The 14,696-nt window shown below is 69.8% G+C and carries 12 protein-coding genes and 2 pseudogenes; 7 read left to right on the top strand and 7 right to left on the bottom strand.

Going from position 1 to position 14,696, the window contains the following annotated elements; all coding sequences use genetic code 11:
- A pseudogene (locus tag ACIRJP_RS06970) lies at positions 1-286 on the bottom strand (hypothetical protein); the annotation flags it as partial.
- A gap of 385 nt (positions 287-671) precedes the next feature.
- Here ACIRJP_RS06970 and ACIRJP_RS06965 point away from each other — a divergent pair.
- The 3 genes from ACIRJP_RS06965 (at position 672) to ACIRJP_RS06955 (ending at position 4,156) form a co-directional block, all read left to right on the top strand.
- Complete coding sequence (locus ACIRJP_RS06965; protein ID WP_404169145.1) at positions 672-1,394, top strand: peptidylprolyl isomerase; 723 nt, start codon at positions 672-674, stop codon at positions 1,392-1,394.
- A gap of 128 nt (positions 1,395-1,522) precedes the next feature.
- Positions 1,523-2,995: a DUF2079 domain-containing protein gene (locus ACIRJP_RS06960; protein WP_404169142.1), complete on the top strand. Its 1,473-nt coding sequence runs from the start codon at positions 1,523-1,525 to the stop codon at positions 2,993-2,995.
- 45 nt (positions 2,996-3,040) lie between these two features.
- Positions 3,041-4,156, top strand: a complete 1,116-nt coding sequence (locus ACIRJP_RS06955; RefSeq protein WP_404169140.1) for a glycosyltransferase — start codon at positions 3,041-3,043, stop codon at positions 4,154-4,156.
- A gap of 92 nt (positions 4,157-4,248) precedes the next feature.
- On the opposite strand, the gene ACIRJP_RS06950 is transcribed toward ACIRJP_RS06955, so the two are convergent.
- The 3 genes from ACIRJP_RS06950 to ACIRJP_RS06940 form a co-directional block, all read right to left on the bottom strand.
- Positions 4,249-4,653: a hypothetical protein gene (locus ACIRJP_RS06950; protein ID WP_404169137.1), complete on the bottom strand. Its 405-nt coding sequence runs from the start codon at positions 4,651-4,653 to the stop codon at positions 4,249-4,251.
- A 115-nt stretch (positions 4,654-4,768) separates the two neighbouring features.
- Entirely contained in the window at positions 4,769-5,980 is a 1,212-nt protein-coding gene (locus ACIRJP_RS06945) for a pyridoxal phosphate-dependent aminotransferase (RefSeq protein WP_404169134.1), read from the bottom strand.
- A gap of 220 nt (positions 5,981-6,200) precedes the next feature.
- Positions 6,201-7,055 (bottom strand): arylamine N-acetyltransferase, encoded by an 855-nt coding sequence (locus ACIRJP_RS06940; RefSeq protein ID WP_404169131.1) that lies wholly within the window; start codon positions 7,053-7,055, stop codon positions 6,201-6,203.
- A 120-nt stretch (positions 7,056-7,175) separates the two neighbouring features.
- Here ACIRJP_RS06940 and ACIRJP_RS06935 point away from each other — a divergent pair, with 120 nt between their 5' ends.
- The 3 genes from ACIRJP_RS06935 to ACIRJP_RS06925 all read left to right on the top strand — a co-directional run bounded on the left by ACIRJP_RS06935 (position 7,176) and on the right by ACIRJP_RS06925 (position 9,624).
- Positions 7,176-7,505, top strand: a complete 330-nt coding sequence (locus ACIRJP_RS06935; RefSeq protein ID WP_404169128.1) for a hypothetical protein — start codon at positions 7,176-7,178, stop codon at positions 7,503-7,505.
- 257 nt (positions 7,506-7,762) lie between these two features.
- Positions 7,763-8,632, top strand: coding sequence for a GyrI-like domain-containing protein (locus tag ACIRJP_RS06930; protein WP_404169125.1), 870 nt, complete (start codon positions 7,763-7,765; stop codon positions 8,630-8,632).
- Positions 8,633-8,763: 131 nt separating this feature from the next.
- Positions 8,764-9,624 (top strand): serine protease, encoded by an 861-nt coding sequence (locus tag ACIRJP_RS06925; RefSeq protein WP_383719942.1) that lies wholly within the window; start codon positions 8,764-8,766, stop codon positions 9,622-9,624.
- Between the two features lie 61 nt (positions 9,625-9,685).
- Here ACIRJP_RS06925 and ACIRJP_RS06920 read toward each other — a convergent pair whose 3' ends face one another.
- Positions 9,686-10,507: a TetR/AcrR family transcriptional regulator C-terminal domain-containing protein gene (locus ACIRJP_RS06920; RefSeq protein WP_404169122.1), complete on the bottom strand. Its 822-nt coding sequence runs from the start codon at positions 10,505-10,507 to the stop codon at positions 9,686-9,688.
- 82 nt (positions 10,508-10,589) lie between these two features.
- Here ACIRJP_RS06920 and ACIRJP_RS06915 point away from each other — a divergent pair, with 82 nt between their 5' ends.
- Positions 10,590-11,426: a siderophore-interacting protein gene (locus tag ACIRJP_RS06915; protein ID WP_404169119.1), complete on the top strand. Its 837-nt coding sequence runs from the start codon at positions 10,590-10,592 to the stop codon at positions 11,424-11,426.
- 55 nt (positions 11,427-11,481) lie between these two features.
- On the opposite strand, the pseudogene ACIRJP_RS06910 reads toward ACIRJP_RS06915, so the two are convergent.
- Both ACIRJP_RS06910 and ACIRJP_RS06905 read right to left on the bottom strand, forming a co-directional pair.
- Positions 11,482-13,115 (bottom strand): annotated as a pseudogene (locus tag ACIRJP_RS06910) (amidohydrolase family protein).
- Between the two features lie 151 nt (positions 13,116-13,266).
- Entirely contained in the window at positions 13,267-14,595 is a 1,329-nt protein-coding gene (locus ACIRJP_RS06905; protein WP_404169116.1) for an alanine racemase, read from the bottom strand.
- Positions 14,596-14,696 lie beyond the last annotated feature (101 nt).

The following is a 14,696-nucleotide window of genomic DNA, read 5'->3' as shown; positions in this document are numbered from 1 at the left end:
CCGTGGCGCCGGTGGCGCCCGTGGCGCCGGTCGGCCCCTTCGGCCCCGTCGGCCCGGTAGGCCCGGTGGGCCCGCGCTTGCCCTTCTCCTCCTTGCACTTGTCCCTGTCGTGCTTGTTCTTGTGGTTGTCGCAGCACTCGTCCCTGTCGCGCTTGTCCTTCTTGTTCTCGCACTTGTCACCGCCCATAAGCACAGGCCGGTTCATCTCGCTCGGAGAGAAGCCGTTCTGGGCCGCTGCCATCGTGGGGCTGGAGAAGCCCAGCATGACGAGGCTCAGAGTTGCCATCGCACCGCTGGCCAGCCACCTGCGACCGCGGGGCACCGGGCCAAGACGGGAGGGGGTCCTGTTCTCAGGACTCATGAGTTTGCTCCTTGGGGAACCGAATGGAGTGGTCTCGACGAGGCATGCAGAGCCTCTGACGCAACACTCGGGTGCATACGCAAGAAAGTGGGCCAGGCGCACCAGAAGTTCAGGCGATCGGCAGAATGAAGAAGGGGGTCGAAAGGGAGTGGGCCCCGAAGAGTTGGGCCATTCGGCCCCGTAGTGGTTTCAGTTCCGCGTGAGTGTCGATGCAGTCGAAGTGCGGACGGATGGATACGCTCTGCGTGCTTTATCAGCCCCCACTTGCCAAAACGAGGCTCGAATGTCCGTCAGGGATTTTCAAGGAAAGATGAATTTCTTCACCAGGGCCAGGAAACGCGTTACCAAGGTGGCGACGGTCGCGCTCGCCGTAACCGCGACGTGTTCAGGGCTGACGTGGGCGGCGGTCTCCCTCACGGGATACAGCGTCGACGCGAAGCCGCCGGTCGCTTGCTCATACAATCTCACCGGTGGTGCAAAGCCCGTTGGAGTTCCCACTTTCGATGCATCGGCCGCTGCTCGGCCATACACGGCAGAAATCGAGACCAACCGGGGAACCGTCACCTTTGAGGCCCTGACCGACAAGGCGCCCTGCACCACCAACTCCTTCTCCTTCTTGGCGCGGAAGGGGTACTACGACGGCAGCGCGTGTCACCGCGTCACGACCCGTGGGGTTTACGTATTGGACTGCGGTGACCCCGAGGGGAAGGGTGCGGCAGATCCGGGATATTTCTTCCAGGATGAAAATCTGGACGGAGCCGAATATTCGGCCGGCACCTTGGCGATGTCCAAGGCGGCTCCCGGCAGGAACGGCAGTCAGTTCTTCATCAGTTATGCCGATCCTGATGTCCCCATGTCGTCCGAGTGGACTCCCTTTGGGAAAGTCCTGAGTGGATTGGACGTACTGAAGGAGATCGCCAAGAACGGGACGCAGGGCGGATCCACCGACGGAAGACCGAAGAAGGCTGTCGTCGTCAAGTCGGTAACGGTGCGACAGGCACCGGTCAATGCCCCTCGCCAGAAGCGCGGGTGACTCCACCACGCCCCAGGTGTGCCGCTATTCGGAGTAACCTGCGCGCGCACATGGCGGCTCAGGGCCAGGCCTTGAAGGCTGCTGGCATCTTGAGGTCCTCAGGGTCAGATTTCCGGAAGGAATAAGTCATGCAAGCCCCACCCACCGACAGTGCCACGCTCCCGGTGCAACAAAAATCAACTGTGGACGAAGGGCCGGTGGTCGAGCCGCCTCGGCGGAGCCGCTCCGACAGCCCGTGGTGGATCTGGGCCCTGGCGGGAGCGCTGTTCTTCACGTACGCGACGTTGTCGCTGCGTATCCATCAGCGCATGCTCTCCCACAGTTTCGACCTGGGGATCTTCGAACAGGTCGTCCGCTCCTACGCGCACGGGCACCTGCCCGTCTCCGAGGTCAAGGGGCCGGACTTTCCCATCCTGGGAGACCACTTCTCTCCCATTCTGATCCTGGTGGTACCTGTCTACTGGCTGTGGCCTTCGGCGATGGCCCTGCTCGTGGTGCAGGCGGCGCTGATCGCCGCGAGCGTTCTGCCCCTGACTTTCTGGGCGCGCCGAGAGCTGGGCTCCCGCGCCGCCGCGGTCATCGGGGTCTGTTACGGCCTCTCCTGGGGTCTCGCGAGCGGGGTCGGCTCCGACTTCCATGAATGGGCCTTCGCCGTCCCCCTTCTCGCGTGCTCACTCACCGCTCTCGCGACGGGCCGGATGCGTGCCGCCGTTTGCTGGGCTCTGCCCCTGCTACTGGTGAAGGAGGACCTCGGGCTCACCGTGGTCGTGATCGGCCTCGTCGTCGCCTGGCGTGGCGACCGCAAGCTCGGGATCACAACCGCCGCAGTCGGCCTGGCCGGGGCACTGCTGGCGACGACGGTCATTCTGCCGGCCTTCAGCCCGAGCGGGTCCTACGACTACTGGGGCTTCCTGAACGGCTCGGAAGGCAGTGAGGGCGGGCTGACGCATCTGCTGTACAAGAGCACGATCGGTCTCATCACCCCCGAGGCCAAGATCACGACGCTCCTGCTCGTGCTGGCCCCGACCCTGTTCCTGGCCCTGCGGTCCCCGTTGATGTGGATCGCGGTGCCGACCCTGATGTGGCGGGCTGCCTCAGAGCTCAGCACCCACTGGGGCACCGTCTACCACTATTCGCTCTCTCTGATGCCGATCGTCTTCGCCGCCTTCATCGACGCCTTGATCCGACGGAACCCGAGCAGGAGCAGCCTGCGCCGATACCTCGCCGGCTCCGCTGCGATCACACTCCTGGTCCTTCCCCAGTATCCGTTCTGGCAGCTGGTCCAGCCGGCCACCTGGCGGGAAGATCCCCGCATCGCTGTCGCCCACCGTCTGATGGACCGGATCCCTGACGGCGCCACGGTGCAGGCATCCAATGAGCTCGTGCCCCAGCTCACGAACCGTACGAGTGCCAGCCTCTACGGCTGGCCCGACAGCCGTCCCAATCCTCAGTGGATCATGGTGGACACCAAGGTGCCGTTCAGTCAGCGGTGGCCGCTGAACACCCTTCAGGAACAGCAGGCCCTGGGCGCTGCGCGGGCACAGGGGTATCTCACCGTGAGTAATGAACAGGGCTTCGTACTGCTCAAGCGTCCGAGCTGACATCGCGTCGCCGGTCTTCCTGTCTCACCGAGTTGGAGGTGACCCGTGAAATCAACGGTCTGCCTGAACATGATCGTCAAGAACGAGGCCCCGGTCATCAGACGCTGCCTCGAATCCGTGCGCCCTTTGATCGACACGTGGGTCATCCTGGACACGGGATCGACCGACGGCACCCAGGACGTCATCCGTGACGTCTTCAGTGATCTGCCTGGCGCCCTGCACGAAAGTCCTTGGAAGGGATACGACGGCAGCCGCAGCGAGGCGATCGACCTGGCGCGCGCCGAAGCGGACTATCTGCTGTTCATCGACGCCGACGACGAGATGGAGGTGGAGCCCGGCTTCCGCATGCCGGAGCTGACCCACGACGCCTACCGAGTCGCACTGCACGACGGACCCATCACCCACTGGCGCCCCGCTCTGGTCTCGACCCGGTTGCCCTGGCGCTATGTCGGCGTCCTGCACGAGTACATCGACTGCGGAACGCCGTACAGTCTCGGGACATTCAAAGGCGCCAACATCCTCTCGGTGGGCGGCGGCGCACGCCTGAGAGGCGAAGGAACGCGGAAGAAGTACCTGCGCGACGCCAAGGTCCTTCAACAGGGTCTGATCAAGGAACCCGACAACTCCCGCTACGTCTTCTACCTCGCCCAGAGCTGGCGGGATGCCGGAGAGCCGAAGAGGTCACTCGCCGCCTACGACCGCAGGGCAGGCATGGGCGGCTTCGCAGAGGAAGTCTTCTGTTCCCACCTCTACGCCGCACGGCTTGCGGTAGAGCTCGGCAGGCCGCCGGCCGAGGTGATCGACCGCTACCTCCGCGCGCACGAAAGCCGTCCTTCTCGGGCCGAAGCGCTCGGTGAACTCGCGCGCTACTGCCGCACGAACGGCCAGCGCTGGCCACTTGCGCACATGTTCGCGCAGCAAGCAGCGCAGATCCCGTACCCGGAAGACATTCTGTTCGTCGAGTTCGAGTGGTACGACTGGTGCTCGCTCGACGAACTCGCCGTAGCCGCTTACTGGACCGGAAACTATGAGGAGTCGGAGCGCTGCAGCCAACGCCTCCTCAAGAGTGGCAAGGTGCCTCCCGAGCACCACGACCGTGTGGTCGGCAACCTCGAATTCGCCCGGCAGAAGCTGGGTTCGAGGGAACTCGTGAACGCCTGACCGGGGCCGGACCCGGGGGCGCGCGGTCGGTCGTCTGCAGCAATCGGGTGGCACCCGGCCCACGCGCCTCGACGGCACGTGGACCGGGGCCGTCAGTGGGCGCCGACCAGTCGCGTCGAGGTGGCGGGGGCGGCGGCGAGCGCCGCGGTGTGGGCGTCCATCCGCTCGGCCGCGAGGATCGCGACGGCCGTGTCGGCGCGGGACGCGGCCACCACCAGTGCCCGGCCCGCGAGGGCGTGGGCGCGGCGGTGCAGTGCCGGTGCGGGTGCGTCGGTGCGGCCGGCGTGCCGGGCGGGCGGCGCGCCGCGCAGCCTGGCGACCTGCACGGCGATGCGGTCGCCCGCCTCGCCGATGCCCAGCTCGTCGGTGACCGCGAGGAGCGCGGCCAGGTGCCCGGCGAGCTGGATGTCCAGCTCTTCCTCACGGGAACGGTGCGGGAAGTCGTCGGCGTGGTCGGCCGGTGTGTGGACCGATTTGGAGCGGATCGGTTCGTACATGGATGGCCTCCTGGTGTTGCAGTGGGACCATCCTACCTTGGATTAAGTCTAAAGTTGTCTGCGATCGATTTCCGGCTCCCGCAGGATCCTCGGCGGAGGCCCCAGGGCTGGACGGCTACGGCTGGCCGTAGCCGTCCAGGAAGTGCGCGATCCGGGTCACCGCGTCCGTCAGGTCCTCGGTCGACGGCAGTGTCACCACCCGGAAGTGATCGGGTTCGGGCCAGTTGAACCCGGTGCCGTGCACGACCATGATCTTCTCGGCCCGCAGCAGATCGAGCACCATCTGCCGGTCGTCCTTGATCTTGTAGACCTTGGGGTCGAGGCGCGGGAAGAGATACAGCGCCCCCTTGGGCTTCACGCAGGTCACGCCCGGGATCTGGGTCAGCAGGTCGTACGCGGCATCGCGCTGCTCCAGGATCCGCCCGCCGGGCAGCACCAGGTCCTCGATCGACTGCCGGCCGCCCAGCGCGGTGGCCACGGCGTGCTGCGACGGCATGTTGGCGCACAGCCGCATGTTGGCGAGGATCGTCAGCCCCTCGATGTACGAGGAGGCGTGCGCCTTCGGACCGCAGACCGCCAGCCACCCCGACCGGTAGCCGGCCACCCGGTAGTTCTTGGAGAGCCCGTTGAAGGTGAGCACCATCAGGTCGGGCGCGATCGTCGCGGTCGGGGTGTGGGTCGCACCGTCGTACAGGATCCGGTCGTAGATCTCGTCGGAGCAGACGACCAGGTTGTGGCGTCGGGCGATCTCCGTCAGCCCGCGCAGCATCTCGTCGTCGTACACCGCACCCGTCGGATTGTTCGGGTTGATGATCACGAGGGCCTTGGTGCGGTCGGTGATCCGCCGCTCGATGTCGGCGAGGTCCGGCATCCAGTCGGACTGCTCGTCGCACCGGTAGTGCACGGCCGTGCCGCCGGCCAGCGAGACCGAAGCGGTCCACAGCGGATAGTCCGGAGCCGGTACGAGGACCTCGTCGCCGTCGTCGAGCAGCGCCTGCATCGACATCTGGATCAGTTCGGAGACACCGTTGCCCAGGTAGATGTCCTCGACGTCGAGGTCGATCCCCTTGGTCTGGTAGTGCTGCATCACCGCCCGCCGCGCGGACAGCAGCCCCTTCGCGTCACCGTAGCCGTGCGCCCCGGAGAGGTTGCGCAGTATGTCTTCGAGGATCTCGGGCGGGCACTCGAACCCGAACGCGGCAGGGTTGCCGGTGTTCAGCTTGAGGATGCGGTGACCGGCTGCTTCCAGCCGCATCGCCTCCTCCAGCACGGGGCCCCGGATTTCGTAACAGACGTTGGCGAGCTTCGTGGACTGGATGACCTGCATGTCTGGGAGCTTACGACCGCGCCCCGCACCCTGCCCGGCCTTTCCCTCCCGGTTGCCCCACCCGGGTATTTCCCCGCCCCGCCCCGTCTTCCATAGCCATGCGCCCACCGTCCGTGACCGTGGGAACGCCGGGCGGGACCGGGGGCGGGGCTTCGAATGCGGTGAATCCGGGCGTGACGGACGCGGACGGGTGAGATGCGCCACGACGTCCCCCTTACCCCTACCCTTCCCCTTCCGCCGCCTGCTCCGGCAGCCGGGTGCCCGGGGGCAGAAGGATGCCGAAGTCGGCCGCCAGTACGCGCAGCACCTCATCGCCGTCCGCGAGTTCGCGTTCCTCGCGGGTGCCGTCCAGCGCGGTGACCGTGAGGGTGCGGCCGGTCAGTGAGAGGTGGGTGTCCGGGGTGGTGCGCTGGGCGTCCACGCGGCGCGAGAACGGGGAGCGCGGGTTGGTCGCGATGTGCCAGTTGATCACCTCGTAGTCCGGCGCCTCGAAGGGTTCCAGCGTGAAGGCGTACTGGGACTCCCACGCCCCGTCGGCGGTGTACGCCTGGAGCTCCCACCGCGCCAGCGGCCCGTCGTGCGGGGTGTTCACGAGCCGGTGGCGGCGCGGGGCGTCGTGCAGTTCGGCGCCGGCGACCAGCGGGATCGGCTCCAGCAGTGCGCCGGGCGAGCCGAAGCCGACATCCGCCAGGTACGGCGCCGCCTCGCCCGGCACCTCGGCCAGCATCAGCATGTGCGTGCGCGGCCGGATGTCCCCGGGCCCGGCACCCACCACGACCCGCGCGCACAGCAGGGTGATCCGGAAGCCGAGCGCGGTCAGCGCGGCGGCGAGCAGCGTGTTCTGCTCGTAGCAGTACCCACCGCGCCCACCGCGTACGAGCTTGGCCTCCAGGTCGGCGAGTGCCAGCGAGGGCGCGCTGCCGAGGACCGGGTCCAGGTTCTCGAAGGGGATGCCCAGCGCATGGGCCCGGTGCACGGAGCGCAGCACGTCGGCGGTGGGCCGGCGCTCCCCGGTCCAGCCGATGCGGGCGAGGTAGGCGTCGAGGTCGGGCAGGCGGTCGCGGTCGGAAGTCATGACCCCGACGGTACGCAGTGGGGCCGGCCGGCCGCCCCCGGGACCCCGGTTGCCTCCTCAGTACCTCAGATGTGGCTCAACCCGGGCGAGAGGGCCGCTCTTTCCGGAAACCATGACCACGTGATCGGAAACGGGAAGCAGGATCTGGCCGTGGTCGTGGTGCGCGACGCAGAGGCCATCGCTGCGTCGCTCCGGCAGGTGCTGGAGACCGCGGGCGCGGAAGAACGTCCCGGCCTGGAGCGGGCTCTCGCTGTGGTCGCCGACGCGGCAGGCGTACCGGAAACGGAGCTGCGGGGCCGCTGGGCGGGGCGCCGGATCAGGGCGGGCGGCCATCAGGGCCCGCTCGACGCGGTCGCGGCGGTCAAGGCGCTCCGCAAGGCCGAGCCGGGCCTGAGCCTGCGCCAGGCGGTGCAGCTGTCGGGGGAGGCGGCCGCGACGGAGGCCGCGTAGGGGCCCGCTGCCCGCGGCCTGCATGGCGAGGTTGGACACCAACCCCCCACGCGCAGTCACCGTCGGCCGGCTGGGAGGCCGTCAGGCGCACCGAGGGCGCCAGGCGACCGGCCAGTCGGCGAGCAGCCGGGCCAGCGCGTCGGCCTGACGGGGCGCCGGCCCCGCGGGCGGCCACCCGACCGTACCGGGCACAGGATGTCGGGCCCGCGGTGGTGCGCGGTTCCTAACGTGAGTGTCCGTAAGGGAAGGAGGCCGGGGTGCTGGAGGAGCTGAACCAGGCCATGGAGTACATCGAGTGCCGTCTCGGCCAGGAGATCGAGGCGGCCGAGCTGGCCCGGATCGCCATGACGTCGGAGTACCACTTCCGGCGGATGTTCTCCGCGCTGGCAGGGATGCCACTGTCGGAGTACGTGCGGCGCAGGCGGCTGACGCTCGCGGGCGCCGAAGTGCTCGGCGGTGAGCGGACGTTGCTGGAGGTCGCCGTGCGCCACGGCTACTCCTCGGGCGAGGCGTTCGCGCGGGCGTTCCGTGCCATGCACGGTGTCGGTCCGGGCGAGGCCCGGCGGACCGGTGCGGTTCTGCGGTCCCAGCCCCGGATGTCCTTCCGTCTCGTGGTCGAAGGGAGCAGCAGCATGGAGTACCGGATCGTGACGAAGGACGAGTTCCGGGTGGCGGGCAGGAAGGCGCGGGTCCCCCTGGTGCACGAGGGGGTCAACCCGGCCATCGCCGAGTTCGTCCGGGGCATCGACAAGGAGACCGTGGCACGCATCGCGGCTCTGTCCGACCAGCAGCCGGAGGGCATCGTCCAGGTCAGCGACAACCTCGACCGGAGTCGTGCCGAGGGGACCGAACTCGACTATTACCAAGGCGTGGTGACGGACAGTCGGGATGTTCCCGAGGATCTGGATGTGCTGGTGGTCCCGGCCGGTGCCTGGGCCGTCTTCGAGAACACCGGGCCCTTCCCCCAGGCGCTCCAGTACCTGTGGCGGGACGTGTTCACCCAGTGGTTCCCGTCCAATCCGTACCGGAGCAGGCCGGGGCCCGAGATCCTGCGTGCCCGGCTCTCGGAGGGCGGTGCGCGGGGCGAGGCGGAGCTCTGGATCCCGGTGGAGCCGGACACCGGCTGAGATCGACGGCTTGAAACCGCCCCTTGTGGGGGCTCCTTCAGTGCGCCAACATGCGCATGTCAAATCCGAAGGAGACTTCGGTGGGCGGGGGCCAACAGGACCCTGCTCAGGTCACTTGAGGGGACCCCCACATGAAGAAGCCTCTCGTCGGTGCGCTGTTCGCTGTCCTGCTCCTCGGGGCAGGTGTCGCGCCCGCAACCGCTGCAACCGGCCACGACGCGTCGTCGCCTGCCGCGGTGAAGGAGAAGGTCAGGCCCAAGGCGGTCAACTTCGCCGGGACCGTGGCGCTCAGCAACTGTTCCGGCTCCGTCGTCCGCACCCCGGACTCCCAGCCGGGCGATCCCGCGCTGGTGCTCTCCAACGGGCACTGCATGGAGACCGGATTCCCGGGCCCCGGTGAGGTCGTGTTCGGCCAGCCGTCCACCCGCAGCTTCACCCTGCTGAACGCCTCGGGCAGCGGCGTCGGAACCCTGCGGGCCAGCAAGATCGCGTACGGGACGATGACGGACACCGACATATCGGTGTACCAACTCACCCGCACCTACGCCCAGATCGAGAGCACCTACGGCATCAAGGCGCTGGAGCTCAACACCGCGCACCCGGTCCAGGGCACCGCGATCACCGTCGTGTCCGGCTACTGGAAGCGCACGTACGCCTGCAACGTCGACGGCTTCGTCTACCGCCTCAAGGAAGGGGAGTGGACCTGGAAGGACTCGGTCCGCTACACCTCCGCCTGTCAGACCATCGGCGGCACGTCGGGCTCCCCGGTGATCGACAACGCGACCGGCAAGGTCGTCGCCGTCAACAACACCGGCAACGAGGACGGCCAGGAGTGCACGGACAACAACCCGTGCGAGGTCGACGAGAACGGCAATGTGACGGTGCGCGAGGGAATCAACTACGCCCAGGAGACGTACGGCATCGTGCCGTGCATCGGCGCCGGCAGTCAGTTCGACCTCGACCGTGCGGGGTGTGCCCTGCCCAAGCCGTGACCGTGTGAGTCATGTCGCCGCCGCGAGGCCCGCCACCGGGTGCCGCGGCGGCGACGCGCGTTCACGGCTTCGCCGCGCGTCCGATCGCCGCCTCGACCCCGTCGAGCAGCACCCCGAGTCCCACGTCGAACGTCTCCCTCGCCTCGCGCTCCAGGTACGGCACCGACTCCTCGCCGGGCGCGGGCGCAGGTGGCTGAGGAGTGGAAGCGGTCTCCATCGCGACCAGGCTCGGGTAGCGCTCCGCGAAGTCGGGCGCCACCTCGCCCAGCAGCGCCGAGCGGGCGAACCACCACTCCTCGTCCGGCTCGCCCGTCGCCGCCGCGGCCTGCCGCGCCTCGGCGACCGTCCCGGCGCAGCCGCGCACGAAGTGGGAGAGCGTGCCGACCAGCCGCCGCAGCAGGTGCGCTTCGAGCCCGGTCGCTCTCAGCAGCCGCACGAGCGTGTCCAGCCCCGCGTACTCGTGCGGGCCGAGCACCGGGCGGGCCTGGGAGACCTGGAGCACCCAGGGGTGGCGGAGGTGGAATTCGAGCCTGTCCCGCGCCCAGGCGGTCAGCTCCGCACGCCAGTCGCCGGTCTCCTCGTACTCCGTGGGCAGTTCGGCGTGGACCGCGTCGTACATCAGGTCCAGCAGCTCGCTCTTGCCGGGGACGTAGGTGTAGAGGGCCATCGCGGTGCGGCCGAGCCGCTCGCCCACCGCGCGCATCGACAGCGCGGCCATGCCGTCCTCGTCCGCGACGGCGATCGCGGCGGTCACGATCGCGTCGACGCTCAGCCCCGGCCTGCGGCCGGGACCGGGACGCCGGCCCTGCTCCTCTGGCCCGTCGGCGCGCCACAGCAGGGACATCGAACGGCGGGCGTCGCCCTGTCCGGCAAAGACCACCACTTGCGACTCCTTACGTCGTAAAGTAACTTCGCCAGGTAATTCCTTACGACGTAAACTATCAGTCGGAGAGGGCGGAACCGCCATGGGGCAGGCTTTGGCCGTGTCGTACGTACGGGTCGTCGGCGTGGAGCGGATCACTCCGCGTACGGCGCGCGTCACCTTCACCGGGGACGCGCTGGCGGGGCTCATGGAGGACCGGCCCGACCAGCAGATGAAGCTCTGCTTCCCGAGGGAGGGGCAAGGAGTGCCCCGGCTGCCGGAGCCGGAGGCCGACGACACGTACGGCATGCGGTGGTACGAGGCGTACCTCGCGATCCCGGGGTCCGAGCGGCCGCTGCTGCGGAGCTTCACCGTTCGCGCGTACGACCGCGGACGTGACGTGATGACGGTCGACTTCGTGCTTCACGGCGACGACGGGCCCGCCGCCCGCTGGGGCCGGGACGCGCGAGTGGGCGATGTGCTCGGCATGGTGGGCCCGTCGTCGCTGTACGCCCGGCCGCTGCCCGCCGCCGACTGGCTGCTGCTGGCCGGCGACGAGTCGGCGCTCCCCGCGATCGCCACCCTGCTGGAGTCGCTGCCCGCCGGGGCGCGGGCGCTCGTCTGGGCCGAGGTCGCCGACGCGACGGAGGAGCGGCCGCTCGACTCGGCCGGCGAGGTGAGCGCCCACTGGGTGCACCGGGACCGGGGCGGGTCACTGACGGACGCGGTGCGGGCGGCGCGACTGCCCGCCGGGACCGGTGCCGCGTGGCTGGCCGGTGAGGCGGGGGCGGTACGGGCCCTGCGCCGCCACCTGGTCGAGGAGCGCGGGCTGCCCCGGGCGGCCGTGCAGTTCAGCGGCTACTGGCGGCGCAGCCTCACCCAGGACGACGCCCCGACCGAGGAGGACCTGGCCTGGGCGAAGGAGCAGGCGGGGGAGTGAGCGCGGGGGAGCGGGGGGCTGAGGGGCGAGGGCGGGGGAGTGGGGGCCGGACGTGCTACCCGGCGGCGCGCCCTGTTCCCCGGACGGCCCGGCCCGCCAGTGTCTGGGTGCGGCGGCCGTTCTCGATGGCGAAGCGGCCGTCGATCAGTACGTGCGGGATGCCGACCGGCAGGGTGCGCGGCTCCTCGAACGTGGAGCCCGCCGCCACGGTCGCCGGATCGAAGAGCACCAGGTCGGCGCGGTAGCCCTCGCGGACGTACCCCCGGTCGGCCAGTCGCAGCCGCCGGGCCGGGCGCGAGGTGAGGTGGGCGACGCACTCCTCCAGTGAAAGGATGCCCAACTCCCTTACGTACCGGCCGAGATACTGCGGGAAGGTGCCGTAGGCGCGCGGGTGCGGCTTGTCGCCCTGGAGGATGCCGTCGCTGCCCCCGGTGTGCACCCGGTGGCGCATGATCTGCCGCACGTTCTCCTCGTGGCCCACGTGCTGGAGGATCGTCGGGCCGAGCCGGTCCTCGACGAGCAGTCGGCGCGCGGTCGTCCAGGGCGCCTCGCCGCGCAGCCGCGCGGACTCGGCCACCGTGCGGCCCACGTGGCCGGCGAGGGCGGGGGTGCCGACGCCCGAGATCTCGATGGTGTCCCACTCGATCGGCACGCCGTGGCAGCCGTCCGAGCCCAGCACCTCCAGGTGGTGCCGGATGCGTTCCGCCGTGGCGTCGTCGGCGAGGCGGGCGAGCGTCGACTCGGGCCCGCCCTCGCTCGCCCAGCTCGGCAGCGTCGCGACGAGGGTCGTGGAGCCGGGGGTGTACGGGTAGGTGTCGAGGGAGATGTCGGCGCCCGCGTCCAGGGCGTCGTCGAGCAGGGCGATCAGCTCGGGAGCCCGGCCCTTGTTCACGCCGAAGTTCATGGTGGCGTGGGCGAGATGAAGGGCGCAGCCCGCGTTCCTGGTGAGCTGCACCATCTCCTCGTACGCGCCGAGCGCGCCCGCCCCGTACGAGCGGTGGTGCGGGCAGTAGTAGCCGCCGTACTGGGCCACCACCCGGCACAGTTCGGTGAGTTCGGCGTCGTTCGCGTACATGCCGGGGTGTAGGTGAGACCGGAGGACATGCCGACCGCGCCTTCCGCCATGCCCCGGGCGACAAGTTCCTTCATCCGGGTCAGTTCGGCATCGGTGGCGGGGCGGTCCTCCCAGCCCACCGCGTACATCCGGACCGTGCCCTGCGGGACGAGGTAGGCGGCGTTGACGGCGATGCCCCGGCCGTCGAAGTTGCGGTCCAGCCGGTCCAGGTACTCGCCGACCGTGCGCCAGTCGAAGTCGATGCTCGTGTCCTCGGGCGCACCGCCGTTCCAGCCGGTGATGGTGGAGCGGACCTCGGCGAGCGTCCGGTCGTCGACCGGGGCGTACGACAGGCCGTCCTGGCCGAGCACTTCGAGCGTGACGCCCTGCGCGGCCTTGGCGCTGTGGTCCGGGTCGCGGAGCAGCGCGAGATCGCTGTGCGCGTGCATGTCGATGAAGCCGGGCGAGAGGACGAGCCCGTCGGCGTCGAGCGTGCGGCGGGCAAAGGGGCGCGGGCCGGGGGAGCCCTCGGGGTGGATCCCGGCGATCCGGCCGTCGGCGACGGCCACATCGGCGCGGTGGCCGGGGGCGCCGGTGCCGTCGACGACGTGGGCGTTACGGATGACCAGGTCCATGGGGGCTCCCGGATCAGGCCCCTCGTGGAGGAGCGACTCAAGCCCCTCCGGCGATTGAGGAGCGGGGGTTCGGGGGCGGAGCCCCGGTTACGGGAAGGGGCGGGCAGGGGAACAGTCCCGCAGGGCAGACCCCCGCCCACCCCCGCCCGCATCAGAAGAACGTACGGATGTAATCCGTGACCGTCCCGTCCGCCGCGACCAGCGGAATCAACTGCCACTTGTCGAAGCTGGTGCACGGATGGGACAGGCCCATCCCCACCCAGTCACCGACCTCCAGCTCCGCACCCGGCTCCGTACGCACCCATGCGTGCTGGTCCGACAGCCCGGTGACCGAGATGCCCGTCGCGGACCGGACCGCGCCGTCCCGGCCGGACCGCACGACCTGCGCCTCGGGCAGATCGAGGTCGTACGCCGCGTCCCGCTTGCCCGCGTTGAGGAACGCCTGCTTGGCCGACGGGCGCGACACGACCTGCGCCCACAGCCGGAAGGCGGGCTGCAGCTCCCCCTCCTCCGGCACCCGGTTGAACGGGGTCAGATGGCGGTAGTGGCCGTCGTCGTGCGAGACGTACGCCCCCGAGCGCAGCAGCTTCAGCACCGGCGCCGAAAGCTCCGGGATCTGTGCGAACACATCCGCCACCGCGTCGAACCAGGCGCTGCCGCCCGCGCTGATCACGATCTCCTCGCCGGACGCGAAGCGCCCCGCGCGGTCGAAGTCGACGGCCAGCGCGACGAGCCGGTCCAGCCACTCCCGTACCCGCTCGGCGGACGCCTTCGGCACCTCGCCCTCGTAACCGGCCACGCCCACCAGCCGCAGGGTCCCGGTCGCCGCCACCGCGTCGGCCACCGCCGCGCACTCGGCCTCGGTGCGGACCCCGGTGCGCGCGCCCTCGCCGGCGCCCAGCTCCACCACGACGTCGACGGGACGGGAGGCGCCCGCCACGCGCAGCGCCTCGTCCATCAGCTCCACGCCGCGCACCGAGTCGACGTAGCAGATGAGACGGAACTCCGGGTCGGAGTCCAGCTCGGCGGCGAGCCAGCGCAGGGCCGAGGCGTCGACGAGCTCGTTGGCGAGGAAGATCCGCCGGATCCCGTACGCCCGGTAGACCCGCGCCTGGTGCGGCACGGCGGCGGTGATGCCCCAGGCGCCGTACTCCAGCTGGCGGGCGAAGAGCTGCGGGGACATGGAGGTCTTGCCGTGCGGGGCGAAGGCGAGCCCGTGGCGCTCCGCGTACGTCTCCAGGAGGGCGAGGTTGTGCTCGACCGACTCGGCGGACAGCGCGAGCACCGGGGTGGTGAAGCCGCCCGTGAAGAGGTTGCGCCGCTCGGCGGCGAGGGCGCCGACGGTCAGGCCCTCCGCGTCGGGCGGGAGCGCCTTGAAGCGGTGGTCGACCAGCTCGTCGGCGAGTCCGGACACAGGACGGTCGGCGCCCAAGGGGGCCTCCTCGATCGAAGTCGTCGTTGCATCACATGCAACACCCATTGCGTAGATCGCTTAACGCTGTCTAACATCCGAGCCGACGCCGGGTCAATGGCATGCAAGCCCGCCGCGCCCCGAACCCTCATCACCGAACCCGCGAGGAG

Source organism: Streptomyces sp. NPDC102437 (assembly GCF_044765565.1).
In the GTDB taxonomy this organism is placed as follows: domain Bacteria; phylum Actinomycetota; class Actinomycetes; order Streptomycetales; family Streptomycetaceae; genus Streptomyces.
This window is presented reverse-complemented; position numbering and strand designations above follow the sequence as displayed.